This is a genomic window from Massilia mucilaginosa (assembly GCF_011682145.1).
In the GTDB taxonomy this organism is placed as follows: Bacteria; Pseudomonadota; Gammaproteobacteria; order Burkholderiales; family Burkholderiaceae_D; genus Telluria_A; species Telluria_A mucilaginosa.
The window spans coordinates 1-25,264 of record NZ_WHJH01000059.1; the positions used below are offsets into that span (position 1 = coordinate 1).

The following is a 25,264-nucleotide window of genomic DNA, read 5'->3' on the forward strand; positions in this document are numbered from 1 at the left end:
ACCGTTTGTAGTACCGCAGGCCGACCTTCCGTCTTGCCAGGCAAACTCAAGAACATCCTCGAAAAATCAATTGAAAAACACCTTGAATTTGTTGGGAAGCCCTTGTAGTCAGACCTGACACCGGCGGCTGACACCGGGGGTGTGGTTATGGATGAGGCCGTGTCCGAATGTCAGACCTGACACCGGGGTGGGGGAGTGCATATGCAATCCGGTTGCATTTGAGCCCGGCTTGGGCTATGATTGTGTTTTGCAACACAGTTGCACCAAGCGGCAGCGATAGTCTGGTCAGGTCGATGATAAAACGAGTAATTGGAGTGGCGGACTACGCCGGGATGACGGCGGCCGCTTTGTGCCTGCTGCACTGCCTCGGGCCGCCGCTGTTGCTGGCCGCTTTTCCGCTGGTTAACTGGTTCCCGCATGACGATGGACTGCACGCGTGGCTGCTGATCCTCGTCGCGCTGCCGGCGCTGGTGGCTCTGGTGGCAGGCTTCCGCCAGCACCGGCGCTCGCTGGTCCTGGCCCTCGGTGCCTGCGGATTCGCCTGTTGCTGCGCGGCGGTGCTGGTCGCCGGTCCGCGGTACGGCCATGGCGCCGAAGCCGTCCTGACCAGCATCGGCGGTTTGTTCATCTTTGCCGCCCACCTCAAGAACCGCTCGTTCTGCAGCAGCTGCGTGATGGCCAAGAAGCCGGGCTGCTGCTGACCGCAGTCTAGCGAGCCTTCAACACGTCGCGCGGCGGGCGCCAGGATCGTTTGCCTGAAACCCCGGGAAGAATCTCAAACTCCAGCGCACCGCCCGCCGCAGGGCGTTCGGTACATCGTTGCCGGCACGGGGATAAGCGTGCCTCCGCGCGAACGAAACGCGCCGCGAAACGCCAGTATCCGACGACCGAGGCTGCCAGCCGTGCGATGTTCTTGTATGATAAGCGGCCTTGTTTTGCGGCCTGCACCGGTGGAGTATGCGGCGCCGTCACCTGACAATCTTTACAAGAAGAGGAAGCCTCGGATGGTGCGTGACCGACGTTGGATCGCCGCGGGATGTGTGATCGTGATTGCGTGCGGCATGGCCACGCGCAGATATCCCTCGGTGCTGTCGCACTACTTCGGCAACTACCCGGGCGATGCGCTGTGGGCTTTGCTGGTGTTTTTGCTGTGGGCGTTCTGCCTGCCGCGCGCTAAAACCGGCACCCTGGTCGTGCTCGCTCTGGGCACCGCCTTCGCGGTCGAGTTCTTGCAGCTGTACCAGGCCCCGTGGATCAGGCAGCTGCGTGCCACCAAGGTGGGCTACCTCGTGCTCGGCAGCGGCTTCGACTGGCGCGACCTGGTCGCCTACACGGTGGGGGTGGGCATCGGCGGCTTGCTGGACCGGGTGCGCGGGATGCTGCGCTAAGTAAGTGCGCAGAAATTCTTGTCATTTCCAGCTTCCATAAGCGGCGCCTTGCTGCGTTGCCCACCGCTAGCAGTGCTCGCACCGCGTCGCGGCGTGCGCCTTGCCAGGCATCCGCTTCTGTTCGCTATAAATCAGAATATATTCTGCACACTTACTTAGCCAGCCGCCTTGCCCTTGGCGGGCGGCTCCTGCAAACGCTGCTGCAAGAACGCCACCACGGCCGCTTCTTCGGGCTGCAAGTCGTGCAAATCCTCCACCAGCTCGCGCCGCGTGCTCTCGCGCATGGCGTCGAGCACGGTGCCATCGAGATACGCCTCCAGGATGGCCGGGTGCACATAGCACTTGCGGCAGATCGACGGCGTGTTGCCCAGCTTTTCGGCCACCGATTCAATCGCCCGCACGATATTTTTCTTGGCCTGCGCCTCGGAATCGAACTTTTCGAATTCCTGCAGCGCCAGCGCTGCCAGCACCGTGCCCGACCAGGTGCGGAAATCCTTGGCGGTGTACTCTTCGCCAGTGATCTCGCGCAGGTAATCGTTCACGTCGGACGAATCGACCGTGTGCGCATTGCCGTCGTCCTCGTAATGAAACAGCTCCTGCCCCGGCAGGTCGCGGATGCGGCGGATGATGCGCGCCAGGCGCTTGTCTTCGACCTTGACGTTATGGAACACGCCGCTCTTGCCCCGGAAACGGAACTCGACCGCCTTGCCGTCGATGCGCACATGGCGGTCGCGCAGGGTGGTCAGGCCGAAGGATTTGTTGGTGCGCGCATATTCCTCATTACCGATCCGCATCATGGTCGCTTCCAGCAGATACACGATGGTGGCGAGCACCTTTTCGCGCGGCAGGCCGGGGCGCTTGAGGTCGGCGTCAACGGTGCGGCGAATGGCGGGCAGGGCCTTGCCGAAGCTGATCATGCGTTCGTATTTGACTTCGTCGCGCAGGTTGCGCCACTTGGCGTGGTAGCGGTATTGCTTGCGCTGCTTGGCGTCGCGCCCGGTCGCTTGCAGGTGGCCGTTGGGCGACTTGCAGATCCATACGTCGTTCCAGGCCGGCGGAATGGCGAGCGAACGGATCCGCGCCAAGGTGTCTTCATCGGTCACCGGCTCGCCGGCGGCATCGAAGTAGACCACATTCTTGCCGCGCGCCTTGCGCGTGATGCCGGGCGCGCTGTCGCTGACATAGCGCAATCCGGCGGATTTGGCGGCGGCGAGCACATCGCCGGACGGGGCCGCACTCGCGGCGCTGGGTTCGTCTCTTTTCATCGTTGACTCGGTCGTGGTGGAAACATGCCGAATGGCCGTCGGCAGCAAGCCAAATACTACACGCGGCTGCCATGGACAAGCGCTTCGCTTGGCAGCAGTGCGCGGGGCGCCATGGCGGCGCCAGTCTCCACGGTGTGCTACATTGCTTCCCCGCCTTTTTGTGAAGTGTGCGCATGCGCGTAGGCGACCTTGACCTGAACGTCCGCTCGGCCGGCAGCGGTGCGCCTTTCCTTTGGGCGCACGGCATGCTGTCCTCCATGCAGGCGGAAGACGCGCTCGATCTTCTCCGGTGGCGCGCGTTTCCCGCCGCGCTGCGGCTGGTGCGCTACGACGCGCGCGGCCACGGCGCCAGTGCGGCGGGCGCGCCGCCGACCTGGCACGATCTCGGGCACGACATGCTGGCGCTGGCCGACGCCATCGGCGAGAACCGCTTCATCGGCGGCGGCTGGTCGATGGGCTGCGCCAGCGCGCTGCACGCCGCCCTGCAACAACCGGACCGCGTCGACGGCCTGGTGCTGGTCCTGCCACCCACCTTGTGGGAGGCCCGCGTCGCCCAGGCCGCGCTGTACCGGCGCGCCATCGCCCTGGCGCACGCGGCTGGCCCGGCGCGCTTCGCCAGGATGGTCGCCAGCCAAGGCGCCGGACTGCCGCCCTGGCTGCTCCACGCCGCGCCGCAGCTGGCCGCGGCCGGCGTGCGCTACCCGGAACCGTCAGCCATGCTGGCCCTGTACCAAGGCGCGGCATGGTCCGACCTGCCGCCGCGCGCGGCCCTGGCCGCGCTGTCCGCCACCCCGGCGCTGATCGTCGGATGGGCGGGCGACGCGGCCCACCCGCTGGCCTCGGCCCACGAACTGCACCGGCTGCTACCCATGTCAAGCTTGTTCATTGCGCATGATTATCAGGACGTGCTGAGCATTCCGGCGCGCCTGCGCCGGTTCGTCGAGGCCGTCGCCGCCCTTCGCTGATGATCCAGGATTGCGATTGGGCAATACCCATCCATGAAATTGTTGTTGTTCCGTCCCGTGGTGATATTTTCCATAGGAAATAATGTACACTTCAAAGCATGAGTACTTCGGCGCCACACTCCCGCGCCGGCAGTGCACGGGGCGTGCGCAGACGCGGCGGCTACCCGATTTCCCCCGGCCCAGCCCCGCCGATTCGTCGTCCATACCAACTCGTCCGACAATCGCCAAGCCCATGTTCAACCGTCGCCGCTGGATTCCTGGCCCTGTCTCGCTGAAAGCGCGTTTTTCGCTCGCGGTGGGCATGCTGATCGTCCTGACCGCCACCGTGCTGACCGTGGCGGCGGTGCTGATCGTGCAGCGCGGCATCGAAACGGTGGTCGGCGAGCGCGAAGTCTCGCTGATCAGCCAGGTCGCACGCGGCCTCGACAACAAATTCATGATCCGCCAGCAAGCCCTGGTGCGCCTCGCGCGCGACCTGGAGCGGCGCCGCCATCCGTCCTCGGCCTTCCAGGACAAGCTGGAGGAGCACCACAGCATGGATGGCTTTTTCAGCAACCTGTCGGTGCTCGACGCCCAGGGCGAGCATGTGGCCGACATGGACTATCCGGAGACGCGCGGCCAGGCTAACTTTTCCACGCGCGACTACTTTGTCGATACCATCCGCAGCGACGGCCCGATCATTTCGCGTCCCCTGCGCAGCCAGCTCAGCGGCCGCCCGGTGGTGATCATGACCGCGCCCATCCACGACCAGGAGGGCCGCATCAGCCACATCCTGATCGGCACCATCGACCTGGCCAAGGACAGCTTCATCAAGGAACTGTCGATCGGGCAGGTCGGCAAGACCGGCTACTTCTATATCCTGAGCCGCGACGGCGAGTTCGTCTCGCACCCCGACGAGCGGCGCATCCTGCAGCACATCGGCCAGGGCGGCAAGCGCGCGCCCTCGGTCGACCAGGCCATGGCCGGCTTCGAAGGCACCTTGCGCTCGACCGCCGAGGACGGCGCCGACGCGCTGGTCTCGTACAAGCGCCTGGCCAGCACCGGCTGGCTGCTGTGCGGCGTGTATCCGACCGCCGAAGCGTTCGCCTTTGCCAACCAGATCCGCTGGAACGCGGCCATCATCGCCGCCTTGCTGCTGCTGGTGATCGGGCCGGTGGCCTGGCTGCTGATCGATCGCCAGTTGCGGCCGCTCAAACGCCTGGGCCAGCAAATGGCGGCCGGGCGCGGCGCGGTGGGACCCGCCGGACCCTACGCGGACGATGAAATCGGCGAGCTGCGGCGCGCCTTCGACACCCTGATGGCCGAGCGCGACCGGGCCGAACGCGCCGTCGCCGACAGCGAACGCAACCTGCGCCTGGTGGCCGACAACGTGCCGGCCCTGGTCGGCTATGTCGACAAGCACGAGCGCTTCGTCTTCGGCAACGAGCGCTACAGCGCCTATTTCGGCATCTCCGCCGCCCAGATTCCCGGCAAGAGCGTGCGCGAGGTGATCGGCGAGGCGATCTACAAGGTCAGCAAACCCTACCTGGACGCGGCCCTGAGCGGACGCGCGGTGCGCTTCGAGCGCCAGGTGCAGCGCCACGGCGCGACCCAGTGGGACCGGGTCGCCTACAATCCCGACATCGACGCGCACGGCGTGGTGCAGGGCTACTTCGTGCTGGTCGACGACATCACCGAGCTGAAAGCGACCCAGCAGGTGCTGGCGCTCAGCGAAAAGCGCATCCGCACCATCGCCGACAACATGCCGGCCCTGATCGGCTATGTCGACACTGACTATCGCTACGCCTTCTGCAACCGCGCGTACGGCACCATCACCGGGATCGCGCCGGAGACGATCGTCGGGCGCAGCGTCAGCGAGGTGTTCGGGCCGAAGGTGTTCGCGGCGGTGGCGGCGCAGATGGCGGCGGCGCTGGCCGGACGGCGCATCTCGTTCGAGCGGCCCGCCGTCGAGCTCAAGGGCAACCGCTACCTGCAAACCGAGTACATCCCCGACATCGGCCTGGACGGCAAGGTGGCCGGCTTCTATACGATGGTGATGGACATCACCGAGCGCAAGGCGGCCGAGCTGGCCCTGGCCGCGCAGCAGCGCCTGCTGCACACGGTGACCGACAACCTGCCGGCGCTGGTCAACTTCATGGACCGGGACGGGCGCTTCGGCTTTGTGAACCGCCACCACGAAAGCTGGTTCGGCGTGCCGCTGGCGCGCATCCACGGCAGCCTGGTGAGCAGCCTGTTCAGTGAAGCGGAAGCCGAAGTCCACCAGCGCGCCTTCGACGAAGCGATGACCGGGCATACCGTCAAGTTCGATTTCGCGCGCATGCAGGGCGGCGACAAGCGCCACTACCACGCCACCTACATCCCGCAGGTCGATTGCTCCGGCCACGCGGTCGGCGTCACCGGCCTGGTCAACGACGTGACCGACGCCAAATTGCTCGAAGAACAACTGAGCGCGCTGGCCCGGTTCGACGCGCTCACGGGTTTGCCGAACCGCACCCATCTGACCGAGCGCATCGGCCGCGCCCAGACCCGCAGCGCCCGCAACGGCAGCGTGATGGCGGTCATGTACCTCGACCTCGACAAGTTCAAGTCGATCAACGACAGCTTCGGCCACAGCGGCGGCGACACCGTGCTGATCGAGTTTGGCCGCCGCCTGAGCGCCTGCGTGCGCCAGAGCGACACGGTGGGCCGCCTGGCCGGCGACGAATTCGTGATCCTGCTCGAAGGCTTGCAGAATGTGGCCGAATGCGCGGTGGTGGCGCGCAAAATCATCAAGGTCATGGAAAAACCGTTCGATATCGACGGCGTGGCGCGCATCGTCAGCACCAGCATTGGCGTGGCCACCGCCGAAAACGGCCTGGCCGGGGTCGACACCTTGCTCAAGCATGCCGACGACGCCCTGTACCGCGCCAAGGATTCCGGGCGCAACCGCTATGCGATAACGTCGGTGAAGTAAATGCAGCGGGTTTGCGATTATCCAGCCGGAATGATTTCTGATGTTTTCTGCAAGAAATTGGATATTCAGGCATGCTGCCATCCTGATCACCGGTTTGCAGGCTCCCCATGAATTACCTTGCCCATATTTACCTGGCCCGCTACAGCGACGAGGCCATGCTCGGCGCCTTGCTGGGCGACTTCGTCAAACCGAGCGCGGACGGCCAGTTCAGCGCCGTCACGCAAGCCGAAATTTTGATTCACCGCAAGGTCGATACCTTTACCGACAGTCACCCTGTGGTGTTGGCCGCCAAAAGCCTGTTCGATGGACCGGGGCGGCGCTATTCCGGCATTTTGCTCGATGTGTTTTACGACCATGTGCTGGCGCAGCAATGGGCGCGCTATTCCGAGGTGCCGCTGGCCGATTTTATCGCCGGCTTTTACGGCACCCTGAGGCGGCAAGCCGCCGTGCTGCCGCCCAAACTGGCCGAACTGGCGCCCCATATGATCGAACAGGACTGGCTCGGTTCGTATCAAAGCTATGCCGGCGTGGATCGGGCGGTGCGGCGCATATCGACCCGGCTGTCGAAAAACGGCGACCTGATGCGCGCTGCGCTGGACGACCTGGAACGGCATGCCGCGGCGATTGCCGGCGGCTTCGACGTGTTCTTCCCCGAATTATTCACTTTTGTAGAAAGCCAGCGCCATGAAAGACAATAAACACTACGCGGCGATTTGCCAGTTTTATGGGGATAAGCGCGCCGAGCGCTCGGGCGTCTTGCTGATCGCGCATATCGACGAAGGCCTGGCGCTGCTCGACGCCATCGGCGCGCCGCAACGGGCCAAGGAAGCGTTCTGCCTGCATCCGCTGCTGCAGGACGACGCAGCCTTACTGGGTGCGCTGGCGCCCGATTCGATGTTCGCCGAATCCCGGCCCGACCCGGTGGTGGTGTTGCTGGCGATGGAATACCGGCGCGTGGCCAACGACTATCTGTCGCACCATTGCGAAGGCGAGGGCGATCCGATCGCACTGAGCTGCGTGGACGAGGTGAACCAGATGCTGATCGCCGACAAAATCCAGAACCGCAAGGATTTCGAGCGTTTTCACCTCGGCACGCATGCGCGCAGCGATCTCCTGGCGCTGTATTTCGCCAACTGGCTGCGCCGGCTCGGCGTGTCGGAGCAGCGCTACGCGCAATTATGCGAGCGCGTGTCGCACGCCGCGCCGCAAGCGCTCATGTCGGACGTGGCGGCGGCACAGGGTTGAATTCCATCGACCGATCACCGAATTGATTTTCCACAATCCGGTGTCAGGTCTGACAATCGGACACGAACTCATGCATGGATTTCTCATGCATGTCGTCGAGCCCGTGTCCGAATGTCAGACCTGACACCGAAATGCCGACACCGAAATGCCTCAATGACACCGAAATAGGTGCCTATTTCGGACGTGGCGGCGGCAGCACAGGGTTGAATTCCATCGACCAGATCACCGAATTGATTTTCCAGCCCTCGTCGGTGCGCACCATGTGCCAGGCTTCCTGGCCCCAGTTCTGCTTGTAGCCGTCGCGCACGTAGCTGTAGTCGAACCAGATCTGGGCGACATCGCCGTTGGAATCGATGCGCACGTTGTCGACCGTTTCTTCGATCGCCTGCTCGCTCTCGACAATATGATCGATGAACTCGGTGGCGCTGCCGGTGCCCGACACCTTCCTGATACCGGGGAGGGACTTTGCCTTGCGCCGCTCGTTGGCCATCTTGACGCTGCTGTCGGTCGCCACGCCGATCCACGGAATCGTGGGCGAATACAGCAGGCCCATGAAGGCCGGTTTGTCCTTTTTGATGATGGCCACGCGAAAGGTGTCGACCACTTTTTCGAGCGCCGCGATATCGGCTTTGGGCGTGGTGCCGGTGGCCGTGGCCGGGGCGGCGAATGCCGGCGCGGACGAGAAAACCAGTGAGGCGAAAATCCAGTGTTTCATGACATCCTTTGCGTTCGAATCGCGATGGCGGATGCGCAATGTAGCATGAAGCTTGCCGGCAAGATTGACTTTCTGATATGCATATCTGGGCCGCTCATCGCCTCCGCACGCGGCGCGAAAAATTCAGCGCCACGGCCAGCAGCCCGAGCGCGCCGCCGGCCAGCAGCGCCGCCGTCCCCGCGTGCGCCAGCAGCAGCCCGGCCAGGCCCACGCCCATGGCCTGGCCCATGAAAAAACACGATGCAAAGGCCGACACCGCCGCGCCGCGCCGTTCGGGCGCCATCTGGGTCGCATTTGTCTGCAAGGTGTTGTGCAGCATGTAAAAGCCCAGGCCGGCGCAAAAACTGGCGGGCATGGCCAGCCACCACACGGGCGCCAGGCCGACGGCGGCCAGCGACACGGCCAGCAGCACGCCGCCCGAGCGCGCCAGGCCGCCTTCGCCGAGGCGGGCCAGCATCGCTTTCGAGCCCATGGCAAAGGCAAAGCCACCGAAACCGAACAGCATGATCACCGCCCCGGCCACGGCCAGCGAGATGCCGTGCCGCTGGTGCAGGTGGCTGGCGATGAAGGCAAACGGCCCGTACAGCAAGCCGCCTTCCAGGAAAGCCGTCAGCAGCACCAGCCTGGCCCAGGGCAGGGCGGCGATGTGGCGGAATTCGGCCAGCATGTGGCGCACGGCGCCGCCGGCGATCGGACGCACGCTGTTGGCATGCGGCGGCAGGCGCCGGTTGAGCGCCAGCAAACCCAGGCCAACCAGCAGGAAGATCGCCGCGACCAGCAGGAAAGGCAGGCGCCACTGATGGGCGTCGGCCGCGAAGCCGCCCACCAGCACGCCGGCCGAGACGCCCAGGATTTGTCCGATCAAGAAGCGCGCCAGCACCGGCTGGCGCTGTTCGTAGTCGATCACGTCGCCGATCCAGGCCATCGACAGCGGGATGATGGCGGCGGCGGTGGCGCCCGCCAGCAGGCGCACCGCCAGCAGCGCCGGCAGGCTGGTGGCGGCGGCGCACAGCAGGGCGGTGGCCGAACTGGCCAGCGCCGCCAGCGCGATCACCAGGTATTTACCGTAGCGGTCGCCCAGCGGGCCGAAGCCCAGCTGCGCGACGCCATAGGCGATCGAGAACACCGTGATCACCAGCGAAGCGTCGCCCAGCGGCACTCCGAACTCGCGCGACAGCAAGGGCAGCAGCGGGTCGGCGGCGCGCATCGAAATGCCGCTGCCGAAGGCGGCCAGCGACAGCAGCGGCACGGCGCTGGCGGGAATGGGGGAGGGCTGCGTCATCGGCTCGGCGTGCTACGGCTGTTTCAAACGTGCAATTATCCACCCAATCGGGCGCGCTTGCATCGGACCGCGGGCTGGCGCTAGACTGCTGCGTACGAGGACTGTGGCGGTGGAGGAGACGATGAACTTGCAGGGTGGATGTTGCTGCGGCGCGGTGCGCTACGAAACGTCGGGGCCGGTGTTCCATGAAACCATTTGCCACTGCCCGACCTGCCGGCGCGCCAGCGGGGCGCCGCGCGTGGCCTGGTTCAGCGTGGCGCGCGCCGCTTACCGCATCACGGCCGGCACCCCGGCCCAATTCGCGTCCAGTCCGGGCGTGACGCGCGGCTTTTGCCGCGCCTGCGGCACCCAGCTGACTTACGCGCGCAGCGACAGTCCGGACGAGATCGACATCACCACGTGCAGCCTGGACGATCCGGAAACGGTGGTCCCGCGCGACCACACCTTCAGCATGTATCGCTTGCGCTGGGACCGTGGCGACGACGGCAGGCCGCACTATGCGCGCCTGCGCGATCAGAACGAATAGACCAGCGTCAGCGAGGTCTGGGTATCGGTGTTTTTCTTGTCGGATGGCACGTTGGTATCGTTACGGGCGCTGAAGGCCGCCTTCATCTGCATGGTGCCGTTGATCTTGGTGCTCAGGGACGACTCGGCGATCGAGTGGACGTTCGAGGTACCGCGCTCGACGCTGACCACTTGCGAAAACTGGGCGCTCGGGCTGACCTGCCAGCGCATGGCGGCCGCGCCGCGCACGGTAAATCCGCTTTCCGGCTCGCCCGTGGCGCGTTCGCCGCTGAAATAGCCCGGGCCGATTTCGACATCGACACTGGCCGCCGGCGACTGGTACCAGCGCGTGCTGCGCCCGACCGCCATGGTGGTGTAGGTGGTGTAGGCCCCGAATTTGTCGCCCACGTGGGCCGCCAGCACGAACAGTTTTTCGTGGTCCTTGACCAGTTTGTAGGCCGCCTTGGCCGACAGCGAATAGCGTTCGGCCGAGCGGGCCGAGCTGCGCTTGCCCTCGCTGTCGTTGACTTCGTCTTCCTTGAAGTGGCCGGCCACGATGTACTGGTTGCTCCAGTCGTCGAGTTCCTGGCGCGCATCGATCTTGCCGGAGACGGAGGTGCCGGCGGTGTTGCCGGAGGTACTGATGGCGCCCAGTTCGGCGGAGGTGTGCCAGCTGTCGTCGATGCGGTCGCTGGCAAGGGCGGGGGCGCAGGCCACGGCCAGTGCGATGAGCGGTAAGAGTTTCATGAGCTTGATGCGGGTGAAAGATTGCCCACATTGTAACCGAGCCCGCTTTTGTCCGCCCGCCCGGCTACCGGTCCGGGCCGGGCCGAGCGGCAAAACCCCTTGGGTTATTGCAAGCTGGCCAGGCGCTGCGAACGGGCGGCCTGCGCCGCGCTGTCTTGCAGCATCAGGCTGTGGCGGGCCGCCTTGAGCGTGGCCACGTCGCGCGCCAGCGTGCCGCTCGCATGCTTGCGCACACCCGGCAAGTCGCGCTTGGTCCACACCGCCGCGCTGCTGTAGCGCTCGATCTTGGGCGCGCTCACGACGACCGCTGGCTCCGGCTCCGAAGCGTCGCCGCCGCTGAGCGCCAGCGCGTAGTCTTCCTCCGCCCCGGAGCCCGGTGCGTCGTCGGCCGTGGCCGGCTGCGCGCCGCCGGCCACCACCGCCACCACCATCTGCGCCGAGGCCGGGCAGCGGGCGTCGGTCAGGGTTACTTTGCCCTCGGCGTCGATGCATTTGACGATCTCGGCGTCGGCGAAGACGCTTGAGGACAACATCAGGCCGGCGAAGAAGATGCTGCGGGAAAGGGCTCGGTGAATCATGGTCATGCTCCTGTTTGCGAATGAATCCATTGTGCGCAGTTCGTCGTCCCTTATCTGTTCGTTACCACACGCTGTTGTTTTTGCATTGAACTTTCACCGATGAAATTATTATTCTGTCGCAAAAAGTCGCGCACGGTTGGGCGTGGCGACAAGGAGCCTGATAAGGAAAGTACAATGTTTACACAAGCGGACTCAGCTACCGCATTCATTACAGGCGGCAATTCGCATGCACATTCGCGCTTACCTGTTCCTGATGGCCGCCGGCATTCTGGTGCCGGTGATCGTGTTCGCCGGGCTGGCCCTGGGCATGCTGCAAAACGCCGAGCGCGACGCGGCCCTGCGCGGTCTCAAGGAAACCACGAACAGCATCGCCCTGCTGGTCGACCGCGAGCTCTACAGTGCTGAAGCGGGCTTGCGCGTGCTGGGCGGCTCGCCCTCGCTGGCCGAGGGCGACCTGAAAGCCTTCTATGCCCAGGCGCGGCGCGCCAACCGCGGCAGCACCGGCTGGACCGTCCTGTTCGATGCGCAGGGCCAGCAACTGATCAATACCTATCTTCCCTACGGCAGCGAACTGCCCAAGCCGCACGCCGCCGACCTGGTGCGGCAAGTCATCGCCACCCAGAAGACCTATGTGTCGGATGTGATTCCCGGCCCGGTTGCCAAGGGACTGGTGACCACGGTGACGGTGCCGGTGCCGCTCGACGATGGCAAGCGCTACGTGCTGACGGTGGCCTTTGCGACCGACCATTTCACGCGCCTGATCGCCAGCGTCGACGTGCCGCCCGGCTGGGTGGTGGGCATCATCGACAGCGAGGGGCGTTTCATCGCGCGCAGCCAGAATCCGGGGGCGCTGATCGGCAAGCAGGCGCGCCCGGAACTGGTGGCGGCGGCGGCCAGGGCGCACACCGGGCAGATCCGTCACAACACGCTGGAGGGCACCGAAGCCTACGACGTCTTCACCCATTCCGGCCTGTCCGGCTGGACCCTGGCCGTGGCCGCGCCGGTCGAGCTGATCGAGCGCTCGGCGCGGCACGCCTCGTTTGTGGCCGCCATGGGGCTGCTGGCGGCCATGCTGTGCGCGGCGGCGCTGGCCCTGTATTTCGGGCGCCAGCACGTGCGCTCGATCGCGCGCGCGGTCAAGGCCGCCACCGACCTCGGCGCCGGCCTGTCGCCGCAGCCGGTCCGTTCGCGGGTGGTGGAAATGAACGAATTGCACACGGCCCTGCACGCGGCCGGCGAGCAGATGCTGCAGGCGCAGGCCTACCGGCGCCATGCCGAGGCCGACCGCCAGGCCTTGCTGGAAGGCGAAAAGAAGGCGCGCCAGATGGCCGAGCAGCAAAACAGCGCCAAGGACCAGTTCCTGGCCATGCTCGGCCACGAGCTGCGCAATCCGCTGGCGCCGATCAGCACCGCCGCCCAGCTGCTGCGCCTGCAACCGGGCGACGCGCGCCGGGTGCGCTACGCCAGCGTGGTGATTTCGCGCCAGGTCGAGCACATGAACCGCTTGCTGGGCGACATGCTCGACGTCTCGCGCGTCACGCGCGGACTGGTCACCCTGAACCTGGAAGATATCGAACTCGACGCCGTCATCGAGCGCGCCCTGGAACAGACCCACAGCCTGGTCGAGTCGGCGCAGCACCGGGTCGAGCTCAACTTGCCGCCGACGCCGATTCGCATGCGCGGCGACAAGACGCGGCTGGTGCAGATCTTCGCCAACCTGCTGGGCAACGCCGCCAAGTACACCCCGCCCAACGGCCGCATCGGGATCGAGGCGCGCCTTGAGGGCGAGCACGTGGTGGTGGTGGTCAGCGACACCGGGGAAGGGCTGGCGCCGGAACTGGCGCCGCGCGTGTTCGAGCTGTTTTCGCAGGGCGAGCGCAAGCCGGACCGGGCCCAGGGCGGACTCGGCCTGGGGCTGGCCCTGGTGCGCAGCCTGGTCGAGCTGCACGGCGGCACGGTTGCGGCGGCCAGTCCGGGGCCGGGGCAGGGCAGCAGCTTCACCGTCACCCTGCCGTGCGAGCCGGCGGCGCTCGGACCGGTGATCCCCAAGCGCCGCCGCGGCGACGCGCGCGGCCCGTCGCTGCGCGTGATGATCGTGGACGACAATGTCGACGGCGCCATCAGCCTGTCGCTGTTCCTCGATGCGGCCGGCGGGCACAATGTGTGCACCTATTACGACGCCGGCGCCGCGCTGGCCTGGGCCGAATCGGAAGCGCCGGACGCCTTCATCCTCGACATCGGCCTGCCCGACATCACCGGCTACGAACTGGCGCGGCGCCTGCGCGCCATGCCGCGCTTCCGCACCTCCCTGTTCATCGCCCTGACCGGCTACGGCCAGCCGCAGGACCAGCAGCTGGCGCGCGACGCCGGTTTCGACCATCACCTGGCCAAGCCGGCCGATCCGCAGTACGTGCTGGAACTGCTGCGCCTGCCGCGCAAGGGGGGCACCCGCCGCGCCGCCGGCAAAAGGGCTTAGCAACGGCGCTGCCAATTTGTTACCATGTGCCCTCATTAGCCACCGATTCGTCTCCCCATGCCCAAAAACAAGCGCCCCGTCCCCCGCAAATCCGCCGTTCCGCCGCAGGAGGATGACGATGTGCTGGCCCAGCAACTGGCCAACGCCGCGCTGGCCCTTGCCAATGAAGAAGGCGATGCCGCCGCCATTGCCCTGCGCGACCTCGAGTTCGGCCGCCTGATACGCAATTCCTTGCGCAAGAAGAACGACGACGTCCTGTACGGCGCCATCGAGCGCGCGCGCTACACCGACCCGGTGGCCTACCAGTTGCTGCGCGAGCGGGTCGAAGAAGCGGCCGGCACCGTCGCCTTGCGGCGCGAAAACGGCCCGGAGATGGAAATCAACGCCTTCGCCCTGCCGGTCTTCGTGCACAGCACGGGCGGGCTGAAGGAAGCGGAAGGCTTCAGCGACGGCGACGCCTTCGAGCAACTGGTCGAGAGCATCAAGCAGGGCGGCCTCGAAAGTCCGCAGGCCACGGTGGTGATGATCAGCCACGCCTACGACCTGGACGAAGTCGACGCCATCACCTACAGCCACCTGAACGACATGGTGCGCGACGCGGCCGGCTCGATGACCGAGAAAAAACTGGTGGCGCGCCCGGCGCTCGAACGCAGCATGACCGGCTGGGCCGAGACCCATTTCGGTGCGGCCGACACGGCGGTCGAACTGCGCTTCCTGCTCGGCTTTGCGATGAAGCGCGCCGACGACCCGTTTTACGCCGCGCCGCAGGGCGAGGCGGCCGACGCCTGGTTCGAGGCGCGCATGGAACGCTACCGCGCCTGGACCGTGGCGGCGGGGCCGCTGGTCAAGCGCTGCCTGGCGCTTGACCCGGCCTCGGTCGCGCTGCACTTCCTGTACCAGGACCTGTTCTACGGCGCCAAGGAACAGGGCGTGGCCGAACTGGCGATGCTGCAAATGATCAGCGACGTCAATGCCGCGCTGGAAGAGAGCGGGGTGCCCGCCGCCGGGGTGCGCGCCGTGGTCGGTCCGGCCGCCGTGGAAGACGAAATGGTGATGCGGGTCAACCTGAGCGATGCGGTCGGCGTGTTGCTGGCGTCGCTGGAAAAGCCGCTCGACGTGGCCGCCGACCTGCGGGGCGAGGTGGACGATGTGTGCGATGCGCTGGCCTCGCTCGGGATCACCTCGGCCTGGGTCGCGCTGCGCTTCGGGGAAGACGGCCAGCCGATGGAAGCGACAGTCTGGGAAGCGTAAGCTTATTGCATCCTTGCATTGGCCAGGAAAGCCCAGGCGACCAGCATGACCACCATGCCGGTCGTGGTGAGGCAGGCGCAGGTGAAAAACCAGGCCGGCCACAGGCTGGCCTGCATCGACCGTTCGAACAGGCAACCCATGCCGAACCCAAACAGGGTCAGCACCGACCAGCGCCGCAGGTAGGTCGGGAAAAAGCGGCACATGGCGCGGTTGTGCTGGAGCGCCGCGTGCCGCTCGTAGACATTGCGCGCCGCGCCCAGGTCGGCGAACAGCCAGTCGAAGAACAGGAAGCGATACCAGAGCGTCAGGAAGGGGAGCTCGCCGTCGGCGCCATGCTCGGAGGTGGGCGTAGTTGCCATGGTGGGGCCTTTGCTGGACGGTCGACGCGGCGGATCGGGGTTTCCCGACTATATACCGATCCGCGCCGGCCCGGTGCGCGCCAGCTCAGGGCGTCAGCGGGCGCGGCTTGCCGACCCAGTAACCTTGCGCGAAATCGACTCCGATCGCTTTCAGGCTCGCCAGGATGGCCGAGTCGGTCACGTATTCGGCAATCGTCTTGCGCCCCATCATGTGGCTGATGTCGTTGGTAAAGCGCACCATTTCAAAATCGACCTGGCTGGACGACATCATCTGGATGAACGAGCCGTCGATCTTGATGTAGTTGACCGGCAATTGCTTCAAATACGAAAAGGACGTCATCCCGGTGCCGAAATCGTCCAGCGAAAAGCGGCAGCCGCGCGCCGACAGCGCTTCGATGAAGGAAATCGTCTTTTGCATATCTGCAATCGCACCGTTTTCCGTGATCTCGAAACACAGCTTGCCGGCCGGTACCTCGGATGCATCGATCAGCTCGGCCGCGAATTTGTGGAAACTGGGGTCGCCCAGCGACCGGCGCGACAGGTTGATGCTGCACATTTCCAGCGCCTCCGTATGGTCCGGGTTGCTGGACAGCCACTCCAGGGTGCGGGTCAGCACCCAGCGGTCGATCTTGACGATCACATCGTAGCGCTCGGCGGCCGGCAGGAAGATGCCCGGCCCGATCGGCCCGTTGCGGCCGTTGCGCATGCGCAGCAGGATTTCGTAGTGGAGTGGGCCGTCGCCGTCGTCGAGCGGCAGGATCGGCTGGTAGTACAGCTGCAACTGCTCATTCTGGAAGGCGTGCGTCAGGCGCGTGACCCAGTGCATGTCGCTGCGCCGCTGGGCAAAGTCGAGGTCGCCCTTGTAGTGCACGTAAATGCGGTTGCGCCCGCGGTCCTTGGCGATATAGCAGGCGTGGTCGGCGCGCCGCATGGCTTCCTCGACGCTGATGGTGCCGCCGTCGATCGGCGTGAGCCCGATCGACACGCCGAGCTGGAACACGCGCCCCTTGCACACGTAGCGAAAGGTGCGCGTGGCGTCGAGGATTTTTTGCGCCACCGCCATCGCTTCGTCGACGCCGCAGTGCTCGATGATGAGCGCGAACTCGTCGCCGCCGATGCGCGCCAGGGTATCGCGCTCGCGCACGTGCTCGCTGTAGGTGCCGGCCAGGCGCTTGAGCAGGTCGTCGCCGGCCTGGTGCCCGCAGGTATCGTTGACTACCTTGAACTGGTCCAGGTCCATGTACAGCAAGGCCGCGCAGGCCCCGCCCGGATGCTGGGCCCGCTCGATGGCGCGCTGCAGGCGCAGTTCGAACTCGCGCCGGTTGACCAGGCCGGTGAGGGCGTCGTGGCTGGCTTCGAAGCCGAGGCGGCGCAGCAGGCGTTTCGATTCGGTCACGTCGTGCATGATCAGTACCGCGCCGATCAGCTCGCCGTTATCGAGGATCACCGGGGCCACCGCGTTCTCGACCGCGAAACGGGTGCCGTCCTGGGACACCAGGGTGGCGTGCGGCAAGCCGTCGGTGGTCTGGTGCTGGCCCAGGCAGCGCTCGATGGCGCCGAACGTGGCCTCGGCCGCGGCCGGCTCCTCGATATGCAGCAGCTCGCGAAAGCGCAGCCCGCGCGCGGCGTCCCCGGGCACGCCGAGCATGCGCTCGGCGGCCGGATTGACGGTCATGATGGCGCCGCCGCGGTCGGCCGTGATCACGCCGTCGGTGAGCGCCGCCAGGGTGACCAGGGCGCGTTCCTTTTCGGCGGCGGCGGCCATTTCGGTGTGTTTCAGCTGGCTGACATCGTGCAGCACGGCAATGGCGACCCGCGCCACGCCATCGCTGTCGACGATCGCGGCGGTGGTGACATCGATATGCAGGCGTTCGCCGTCGGCGCGTTCGTAGATCAGTCCTTCGGTGCGCGGCCCGTCATGGCCGCGCACGGTACGCGCGAGCGGCAAGTCTTCCGATGCGATGCGCACGCCCTGGGCGTTGACGAACACATAGTCGCGGTAGTCGTGATAGCTGTCGACCCCGGAAAAATCGCGTCCCATCATGCTGGCGGCGGCCCGGTTCTGGTAGGTCAGGCGGCCGGACGGCACGTCGGCCAGCACCACGCCCGAGGGCATCTGCTCGAGAATGTCGGAAAAGCGCGAGCGTTCCTGGCGCAACTGCGACAGCAGGCGCTCCTTTTCTTCCTCGGCCGACTTGAGGCTGTCGATGCCGACGCAGGCGCCGAGGAACTGCATCGGCCCGTCCTCGATGCTGCGATGCCAGTTGGCACGCAGGAAAAACCACTGGCTGCGGCCGTCGTTGCGCAGCAGGCGCAGTTCGGTTTCGATGGGCGCCGTCAGTGGATCGCGGCAAGTCGCTTCGAGCAAGCCGCGAAAGCGCGCGCGATCGTCGCCGTGCACGATATCGAGCCAGGCGTCGAAGCCGAGCTGGCGCGGCTCGCCATCGTAGCCGAGCAGCACGCGCAGGTGGGGCGAGAGCTCGACCTGGCCGCTGTCGACATGCCACTTCCAGGTGCCGGCCTGGGCCGCGCGCAGGATCAGGTCGATTTCCTGTTTTTCTTTTTCGCACGCTTCGAGCAGCTTGTGATGGGTCAGGTCCATGGTGATCTTGGAAAACCCCAGCAGTTGCCGGTCGTCGCCGCGCAGGGCGGTGAGGGCGATGTGCGCCCAGAACAGGCTGCCGTCCTTGCGCTGGCGCCAGGTTTCCTCGCTGTAGAAGCCGTTCTCGGCGGCCTTGGCGAGGTTGTGCTGCGGCCAGTCGCGTTCGCGGTCCCGGTCTGTATACAAGAGCGACAGATGGCTGCCGATCGCCTCGTCGGCGGTATAGCCCTTCATGTCCTGCGCTCCCCGGTTCCACACGGTGATAAACCCGTTCGTATCCATCAGGAAGACGGCCACCTCGCGGATGCCAACCACCATCAACCGGTACAGCTCGGCGGCTTCATGCTGCGCTAATGCGGACGCCAGGAATCGTTCGGACATGCCTATCCCCCACCTTGCGAAGCTGCAAACAGCGTTGGAGAGAGGTCGATTGTGGTAAGTTCCCGGACTTCATAAATATTTTTTTGTTGTTGCACAATTGACTTTTATTCATCCTCGGCCTACATTGCGCTCTTGACCTGGGCGATCGCCACGAGGCACATCGGACACCCCATGCTCAACCAGAACAGCACGCCCCAGGCCCAGATCGAAGGCAGAATCAATATCCTGCTGGTGGACGACCAGAGCGCCAACCTGCAAGTGCTCGAAGCGGTACTCGCCGAACTCGACGAGGTGCTGGTCAGTGTATCCTCCGGCGAGCAGGCGCTGCGCGAGCTGCTGGTGCGCGAGTTCGCGGTGGTGCTGATGGACGTGCATATGCCGACCATGAGCGGCTTCGAAGCGGCCGCGCTGATCCGCAGCCACCCGCGTTCGCGCACCGTGCCGATCATCTTCCTGACCGCCGCCGGCGACGACCGCGCCCACATCGAGCAAGCCTATGCGCTGGGCGCGGTCGATTACCTGACCAAGCCGATCAGCCCGGTGATCCTGCGCGCCAAGGTGGCCGTGTTCATCGACCTGTACCGCAAAACCGCCGAGATCGCCCTGCATGCGCAAGCGACCCACCTGGCGGCGCTGCGCACGCGCGACGAGCGGATTCGCCTGATTCTCGACAACACCCGCGATTACGCCTTCATCGGCACCGATACCGACGGCATCGTCACCGAATGGGAAGGCGGCGCCGAAACCATCACGGGCTGGTTCGCGGCCAAGGCCTGCGGCGAGCCGAGCGCGATCATCTTCACGCCGGAAGACCGCGCCGCCGGCGTGCCGCAGCACGAAATGCGCATGGCGCGCGAGACCGGGCGCGCCGACGACAAGCGCTGGCACGTGCGGCGCGACGGCACCCGCTTTTTCGCCGACGGCGTGATGGTGCCGCTGTGGGACGATACCGGCAAGCTGCGCGGCTACGCCAAGATTTTCCGCGACGCCACGGCCGAGCGCCTGGCCGCCGAGCAGCTGGAAATGTCTGAGCTGCAACTGGGCGAATCGCGCCAGCGCTCCCAGCGCGCCGAGGAAGGCATGCGGCGCCTGGCGGCGGTGGCGGCGCAATCGTCCGACTTCATCGGCATCGCCAGTTCGGAAGCGCGCACCAGCTACGTCAACCCGGCCGGGCGCCGCCTGGCGGGGCTGGCCCCGGACGCGGCGCTAGGCGACGCGCTAGGCGGCGCCGTGGACGCCTACCGCATTGGCGACTTTTTCGCGCCCGACTGCCAGGCGTTTGTCGAGGCCGTGGTGTTGCCGGCCGTGCGCGGCCCGCAGGCGCGCTGGGAAGGTGAACTGCGCATGCGCAATTTTCAGAGCGGCGCGATCCTGCCCGTCTATTACAAGGGCTTTGCCGTGTTCGACGATGAAGGCCAGAACATCGGCCTGGCCTCGATCATGCGCGACATCACCGCCCAAAAGCAGGCCGAAAACGACCTGCGCCGGGTGGCGGCCGACCTGGCCGAGGCCGACCGGCGCAAGTCCGAGTTCCTGGCCACCCTGGCGCACGAGTTGCGCAACCCGCTGGCGCCCATCCGCACCGGGCTCGACCTGATTCGCATGGCGCTGCCCGGCGCCCGGAACATGGCCAAGGTGCACGAGATGATGGACCGCCAGCTCGGCCATCTGATTCACCTGGTCAACGACTTGCTGGACGTGGCGCGCATCACGCGCGGCAAGATCGAGCTCAAGCGCGAAGCGAGCGACGTCGCCACCCTGGCCGCGATGGCGATCGAAACGAGCATGGCCGCGCTCAACGCCGGCGGCCATACGCTGAGCGTCGAGGTGGCGCCTGAAGCGCTGCCGCTCGACGTCGACGTGACCCGCATCGTGCAGGTGCTCAGCAACCTGCTCAACAACGCCGCCAAGTACACCCGGGCCGGCGGGCGCATCGTGCTGCGCGCGGTGCGCGACGGCGACGACGCGCTGCTGTCGGTAAGCGACAACGGGGTCGGCATTTCGCAGGAAGACATGGCCACCCTGTTCGACATGTTTACCCAGGTCGGACGCAACCTCGACCGTTCGCAGGGCGGGCTCGGGATCGGGCTGTCGCTGGTGCGCCGCCTGGTCGAGCTGCACGGCGGCAGCGTCAGCGCCGCCAGCGCCGGCCGCGACCAGGGCAGCACCTTCACCGTGCGCCTGCCGCTGTACCTGGGTAACGCGACAGCGCTGGCGCCGCTGGTGTCCGGCGCCAGCGCCGGCGGCGCGCTGCGGGTGCTGGTGGTGGACGATAACGTCGATGCCGGCGAAACCCTCTCGACCCTGCTCGAAGCGCTCGGCCACAGCACCCGGGTGGCGCTCGACGGCGAACAAGGCCTGCTGCTGGCCTGCGCGTTCCGCCCGCACCTGGCGTTTCTCGATATCGGCCTGCCCGGCATGAGCGGACACCAGCTGGCGCGCGCGATCCGCGCCAACGGCGAGCTCGACGGCATGCTGCTGGTGGCCCTGACCGGCTGGGGTGCGCGCGCCGACGTGGTGATGTCGCAGCAGGCCGGCTTCGACCGCCACCTGACCAAGCCGGTCGACATCGCCGCCCTGACCAGCGTGCTGGCGGCCGCCGCGCATCCCGATCCATCCCTTGCCAAGGAGCAGCCATGAACAGCGGCATTCCCGTGATGGTCCCCGCGCGCGCGGCGCTGTCGGCCGTGTTCGGTCCCATCGACGACCTCAACGAGGCGCTGGGCGCCCATGCCATGAAGGAGGAGGAAATGCTGGCCCTGTTTGTGGAGGGCGACTGGTCCTGCACCGGGGCGGGGCCGATGCACATGGAAGAGCTTTTCGCCGAGCTGGTGGCGCAGGCGCCCGCCGACAAGATCGTCTGCGCGGTCGTCATCACGGGCAACCTGGATGCGCCCGCCGCCATCCTGGTCGACCGCGACACCGACTGGGCGCCCGCCCTGATTGTCGGCGGCAAGCTGGTCGCGCACAGCCTGTGCCTGGGCGGCGGCGCGACCCAGATCGTGGGCGACCTGGCGGTGCACGCCACCGTCTATGGCAAATACAACCACGGCTCGCTGGAGGTGGGAGGCGACACCCGTGCCGACACCATTTTCAGCTGCGATTTCGACATGACCTTTCACGGCGAGGTGGCGTGCCCGCACGTGATCAGCGCCCTCGGCCACATGAACATCCCGGCCCACTTCAGCGGCGCGGCGATCGGGCGCATTCTCGCGCCGCGCTTCGTCGACGACGACGGCGATCCCATCGACGAGCGGATCCTGGACGCGGTCAACGACGGCTTGTCCCTGCTGCGCTGATCCGATGAGTACGCCAAAGAAAATACAAACGGTGTCGTGCGGCACCCTGGTGGTGAATCCGTCCGGTCAATTGCTGCTGTGCCACGTGACCAACACGCCGAGCTGGGACATTCCGAAAGGCATGCAGGACCCGGGCGAAACCACCCTGGAATCGGCCATGCGCGAACTGCGCGAAGAAGCCGGCATTGCGTTTGCGCCGGAGCGTTTCGACGACCTGGGCGGGTTTGCCTACCGCAGCGACAAGCGCCTGCACCTGTACCGGGTGCGCGCCGGCGCCGAGTTGAGCAGCCTGGCGCACCTGGTGTGCACCAGTTTCTTTCCGCATCCAGTGACCGGCGAACCGACCCCCGAAACCGATGCGTTCCGCTGGGCCGCGCGCAGCGAACTGAGGCGCCTGTGCTGGCCGCGCATGGGCAAGTTGCTGGTCACGCTGGACTGGTAGCGGTTTGGCGCGCCGGACGCTTCAGCCGTTCGATGCCTCCGTCATCAGCGATCGCGGCCAGGATCGACGCCGGCGCGACCATATCGAAGCGAGGCGGGGATGTGCTGGCTGCGTTCCGGTTCGCGGCGCTGCTCGTCGTCATTGTTCATGGTGTCGCCAGCGCAGCGGCGCCGGCATGCTGCGCGTGTTCGGCCAGCAAATCGGCCAGGGAGGACAGGTCGACCGGCTTGGTCAGGTGCACATCGAAGCCGGCCGCGCGGGTGCGCTCGCGGTCCTCGCCGCTGCCCCAGCCGGTCAGCGCCACCAGCAGCACGCCGGCGTGGCGCCCGTCCTGGCGCAGCGCCTGCGCCAGCGCGTAGCCATCCATGCCGGGCATGCCGATGTCGAGGAACATGACGTGCGGGCGCAGCCGGGCCGCCATGGCCAGCGCGGCCGGGCCGTCGTTGGCCACGTCGACCTCGTGGCCGACCAGCATCAGCAGCTCCGCCAGGGTGGCGGCGGCGTCCAGATTGTCATCGACGACGATCACGCGCAGAGCCGTGCCGGCCGGCGCGGCGCTGCCGGCCGTGGCGGGCGCGTGTGTGGCGGCCGGCGCGCCGGGGGGAGCGAGCGGCAGGCGCACGCTGAACACGCTGCCCTTGCCCAGTCCGGCGCTGGCGGCGCCGACCTTGCCGCCGTGCTGTTCAGCCAGGCTGCGCACCAGCGACAGGCCGATGCCCAGCCCGCCCGACTGATGCGCGCTGCGCCCGACCTGGGTAAACATGTCGAATACGGCCGCGAGCTGGTCGGCGGCGATGCCGATGCCGTTGTCGCTCACCGAGATCAGCACGTCGGCGCCGTCCTGGCGCGCCGACAGGATGATGCGGCCGCCATGCGGGGTGTACCTGGCGGCATTGTTGAGCAGGTTGTTGACGATCTGGCGCACCCGGGTCGGGTCGGCATACAGCGCCAGCGGCTGCGCCGGCAGGTCGATGCGCAGCTGGTGCCCGGCGCCATCGATCAGCGGGCGGCTGGTGTCGACGGCGTCGGCGACGATCCGCTGCACGCTGGTCCACTCGGGCTTGAGCGCGATCTGGCCGCGCGTGATGCGCGCCACGTCGAGCAGGTCGTCCACCAGCGCCACCAGGTGGTCGAGCTGGCGGTCCATGATGTCCTGCACGCGCGCGGCCACCCTGGCGTCGCCCGCGTTCAGGCGCATCACTTGCAGGCCGCTGCGGATCGGCGCCAGCGGATTGCGCAGTTCGTGCGCCAGGGTCGCCAGGAATTCGGTCTTGCGGCGGTCGGCCTCGGACAGGTCGGCCGCCAGGCGGCGCAGTTCGGTGTCGGCCGCAACGCGCTCGCTGATGTCGGTAAACAGCACCGCCACCAGGCGGCTGCCGGGACCGCCGGCGCGGGTGGCGTACACATCGAACCAGCGCCCCATGGCGCGCGCTTCCTCGACCATGCGCACCGGCACGCCGCTGGTGGCGACCTGGCCGTAGGTGGCGAACCAGTGGCTGTCGTGGCCGGGGACCATCTCGAGCACGGTCTTGCCGGCCGCGTCGACCAGCCCGGTGTGCTTCACGAACGCCGGGTTGAGCTCGATGAAGCGGTAGTCGTATGCGGTCTCGCCCTCGAACAGGATTTCGATGATGCACACGCCGGTATCGATCGAATCGAACAGGGTGCGGTAGCGTTCCTCGCTGGCGCCGAGCCTGGCCTCGGCCTGCTTCTGGCGCGTGATGTCGATCACCACGCCGCGCAAGTGCCGGCCCGGCGTGGCGGCGTCGCCCACGACCTGGCCGCGCGCGATCACATTGTGGTACAGCCGGTCGCTGCCGCGCACCCGGTATTCGACATCGTACGGTTCGCCGCTGGCCAGCGCGTCGTCGATCCGGGCCGTGGCGTGGGCCAGGTCGTCCGGGTGGATCGCGTCCAGGTAATGCTGCACCGGGCCGCCGGCGGCAATCTCGGGCGGGACGTTGAACAGGCGCGCCATGGCGGCGTCGGCGGTGACGCGGTTGGCCGCGACATCCCAGGTCCAGGTGGCCAGTTCGGCCGCCGCCACGGTGATTTCGAGGCGGGCGCGGGTGTCGCGCAGGTCGCTGTCGCTGCGGCGCTGGCGCGTGGCGGTCTGGTGCGCGTCGATCAGGAAGGCCAGCTTGGCCTTGAGCGCCACCGCCAGCACCGGGCTGGGCAGCACATCGATGGCGCCGGCCGCGTACGCTTGCGCGAGCGGGAAGGATGGGTCGCCTTCCGGCGCGATGACGATCAGGGCCAGGCCGGCCAGGCCGGGCGCGGCGCGCAGACGGCCGATGAGCGCGACGACCTCGGCGGCATGGGCACTGGCGGCGCCGGCACCGGCAGGCGTCGCGCCGGCATCGAGGACGATCACGGCAAGGTCGGGACTGGCGGCATGGGCGGTGGCCGCGTGCGCATCGAGCCGCAAGGGCGCATGGCCGAGCTCGCTTAGGAGATGCGCCAATGCCTCGCTGGCGGCGTCTTGCTGGTTGACCAGCAAGACGCTCGCGGAGTTGCTTGCCCTCATCGTGCGATCCGCTCCGTGGCGATGGTCGTGTCGGGAGCGAATGGTATCGGCATTGCGTGCTTTTCGGTGGTGGAAGACAGTTTGTCAATGTTGGGGCGTCACTCTCCGAAAGTCAATCGAACACAGCCCGGTGTGGCGGGGCGACAGCAGACCGGCAGGCCGCAGGATGGCCATCGCCGCTCCGGCAGCCGGCCCGCATGCCCCATGCCGGCTGTGGGCACAGCGGCAGATTCACATCGGACTTGCGCGGCGGCGCCGTGTGGGCAGGCGCGCGTTTCGGGCGCG

Annotated in this window: 20 protein-coding genes; 12 read left to right on the plus strand and 8 right to left on the minus strand. The window is 66.8% G+C overall.

Annotated elements, in window-relative coordinates; genetic code table 11:
* Positions 1-314 precede the first annotated feature (314 nt).
* A complete protein-coding gene (locus F2P45_RS29010) occupies positions 315-701 on the plus strand; it encodes a MerC domain-containing protein (RefSeq protein ID WP_166881691.1) in 387 nt (128 codons plus the stop codon).
* 360 nt (positions 702-1,061) lie between these two features.
* A complete protein-coding gene (locus tag F2P45_RS29015) occupies positions 1,062-1,388 on the plus strand; it encodes a ribosomal maturation YjgA family protein (RefSeq protein ID WP_229505367.1) in 327 nt (108 codons plus the stop codon).
* Positions 1,389-1,543: 155 nt separating this feature from the next.
* Here F2P45_RS29015 and F2P45_RS29020 read toward each other — a convergent pair whose 3' ends face one another.
* Positions 1,544-2,653: a DNA topoisomerase IB gene (locus tag F2P45_RS29020; protein ID WP_166881693.1), complete on the minus strand. Its 1,110-nt coding sequence runs from the start codon at positions 2,651-2,653 to the stop codon at positions 1,544-1,546.
* 173 nt (positions 2,654-2,826) lie between these two features.
* Between F2P45_RS29020 and F2P45_RS29025 the strand changes: the two genes are divergently transcribed.
* From F2P45_RS29025 to F2P45_RS29040, 4 genes are all read left to right on the plus strand, one after another.
* The gene (locus F2P45_RS29025) at positions 2,827-3,618 is read left to right on the plus strand and encodes an alpha/beta fold hydrolase (protein ID WP_166881694.1); all 792 of its coding nucleotides are present in this window, start codon (positions 2,827-2,829) and stop codon (positions 3,616-3,618) included.
* A gap of 232 nt (positions 3,619-3,850) precedes the next feature.
* Positions 3,851-6,571 (plus strand): sensor domain-containing diguanylate cyclase, encoded by a 2,721-nt coding sequence (locus F2P45_RS29030; RefSeq protein WP_166881695.1) that lies wholly within the window; start codon positions 3,851-3,853, stop codon positions 6,569-6,571.
* Positions 6,572-6,678: 107 nt separating this feature from the next.
* Positions 6,679-7,269: an acyl carrier protein phosphodiesterase gene (locus tag F2P45_RS29035; RefSeq protein WP_166881696.1), complete on the plus strand. Its 591-nt coding sequence runs from the start codon at positions 6,679-6,681 to the stop codon at positions 7,267-7,269.
* Positions 7,256-7,816: a hypothetical protein gene (locus F2P45_RS29040; protein WP_166881697.1), complete on the plus strand. Its 561-nt coding sequence runs from the start codon at positions 7,256-7,258 to the stop codon at positions 7,814-7,816. The genes F2P45_RS29035 and F2P45_RS29040 overlap by 14 nt, the downstream gene beginning before the upstream one ends.
* Positions 7,817-7,988: 172 nt before the next feature.
* Here the strand turns inward: F2P45_RS29040 and F2P45_RS29045 are convergent, their stop codons facing one another.
* On the minus strand, positions 7,989-8,531 hold the full coding sequence (locus F2P45_RS29045; RefSeq protein ID WP_166881698.1) for a nuclear transport factor 2 family protein: 543 nt from the start codon (positions 8,529-8,531) through the stop codon (positions 7,989-7,991).
* Positions 8,532-8,625: 94 nt separating this feature from the next.
* Positions 8,626-9,813, minus strand: coding sequence for an MFS transporter (locus F2P45_RS29050; protein WP_166881699.1), 1,188 nt, complete (start codon positions 9,811-9,813; stop codon positions 8,626-8,628).
* A 121-nt stretch (positions 9,814-9,934) separates the two neighbouring features.
* Here F2P45_RS29050 and F2P45_RS29055 point away from each other — a divergent pair, with 121 nt between their 5' ends.
* The gene (locus F2P45_RS29055) at positions 9,935-10,339 is read left to right on the plus strand and encodes a GFA family protein (RefSeq protein WP_166881700.1); all 405 of its coding nucleotides are present in this window, start codon (positions 9,935-9,937) and stop codon (positions 10,337-10,339) included.
* Here F2P45_RS29055 and F2P45_RS29060 read toward each other — a convergent pair.
* Entirely contained in the window at positions 10,327-11,064 is a 738-nt protein-coding gene (locus F2P45_RS29060) for a DUF481 domain-containing protein (RefSeq protein WP_166881701.1), read from the minus strand. The two genes, F2P45_RS29055 and F2P45_RS29060, sit on opposite strands and share 13 nt — an antisense overlap.
* 104 nt (positions 11,065-11,168) lie before the next feature.
* Positions 11,169-11,642 carry a hypothetical protein gene (locus F2P45_RS29065; RefSeq protein WP_166881702.1) on the minus strand — a complete coding sequence of 158 codons (474 nt, stop codon included), beginning with the start codon at positions 11,640-11,642 and terminating at the stop codon, positions 11,169-11,171.
* A 226-nt stretch (positions 11,643-11,868) separates the two neighbouring features.
* Here F2P45_RS29065 and F2P45_RS29070 point away from each other — a divergent pair, with 226 nt between their 5' ends.
* Positions 11,869-14,118 (plus strand): hybrid sensor histidine kinase/response regulator, encoded by a 2,250-nt coding sequence (locus F2P45_RS29070; RefSeq protein ID WP_166881703.1) that lies wholly within the window; start codon positions 11,869-11,871, stop codon positions 14,116-14,118.
* A gap of 120 nt (positions 14,119-14,238) precedes the next feature.
* Positions 14,239-15,369, plus strand: a complete 1,131-nt coding sequence (locus tag F2P45_RS29075) for a hypothetical protein (RefSeq protein ID WP_370663325.1) — start codon at positions 14,239-14,241, stop codon at positions 15,367-15,369.
* Between the two features lie 2 nt (positions 15,370-15,371).
* Here F2P45_RS29075 and F2P45_RS29080 read toward each other — a convergent pair whose 3' ends face one another.
* Both F2P45_RS29080 and F2P45_RS29085 read right to left on the minus strand, forming a co-directional pair.
* A complete protein-coding gene (locus tag F2P45_RS29080) occupies positions 15,372-15,728 on the minus strand; it encodes a hypothetical protein (RefSeq protein ID WP_166881705.1) in 357 nt (118 codons plus the stop codon).
* Positions 15,729-15,813: 85 nt separating this feature from the next.
* Positions 15,814-18,711: a bifunctional diguanylate cyclase/phosphodiesterase gene (locus tag F2P45_RS29085; RefSeq protein WP_166881706.1), complete on the minus strand. Its 2,898-nt coding sequence runs from the start codon at positions 18,709-18,711 to the stop codon at positions 15,814-15,816.
* A gap of 171 nt (positions 18,712-18,882) precedes the next feature.
* Here F2P45_RS29085 and F2P45_RS29090 point away from each other — a divergent pair, with 171 nt between their 5' ends.
* The 3 genes from F2P45_RS29090 to F2P45_RS29100 are packed head-to-tail and all read left to right on the plus strand — an operon-like array spanning position 18,883 to position 22,452.
* Positions 18,883-21,351 carry a hybrid sensor histidine kinase/response regulator gene (locus tag F2P45_RS29090; RefSeq protein WP_166881707.1) on the plus strand — a complete coding sequence of 823 codons (2,469 nt, stop codon included), beginning with the start codon at positions 18,883-18,885 and terminating at the stop codon, positions 21,349-21,351.
* Positions 21,348-22,010 carry a hypothetical protein gene (locus F2P45_RS29095; RefSeq protein WP_166881708.1) on the plus strand — a complete coding sequence of 221 codons (663 nt, stop codon included), beginning with the start codon at positions 21,348-21,350 and terminating at the stop codon, positions 22,008-22,010. Before F2P45_RS29090 ends, F2P45_RS29095 begins: the two co-directional genes overlap by 4 nt.
* A gap of 4 nt (positions 22,011-22,014) precedes the next feature.
* Entirely contained in the window at positions 22,015-22,452 is a 438-nt protein-coding gene (locus F2P45_RS29100) for an NUDIX hydrolase (RefSeq protein WP_166881709.1), read from the plus strand.
* A gap of 145 nt (positions 22,453-22,597) precedes the next feature.
* On the opposite strand, the gene F2P45_RS29105 is transcribed toward F2P45_RS29100, so the two are convergent.
* Positions 22,598-24,979 (minus strand): ATP-binding protein, encoded by a 2,382-nt coding sequence (locus F2P45_RS29105; RefSeq protein WP_166881710.1) that lies wholly within the window; start codon positions 24,977-24,979, stop codon positions 22,598-22,600.
* Positions 24,980-25,264 lie beyond the last annotated feature (285 nt).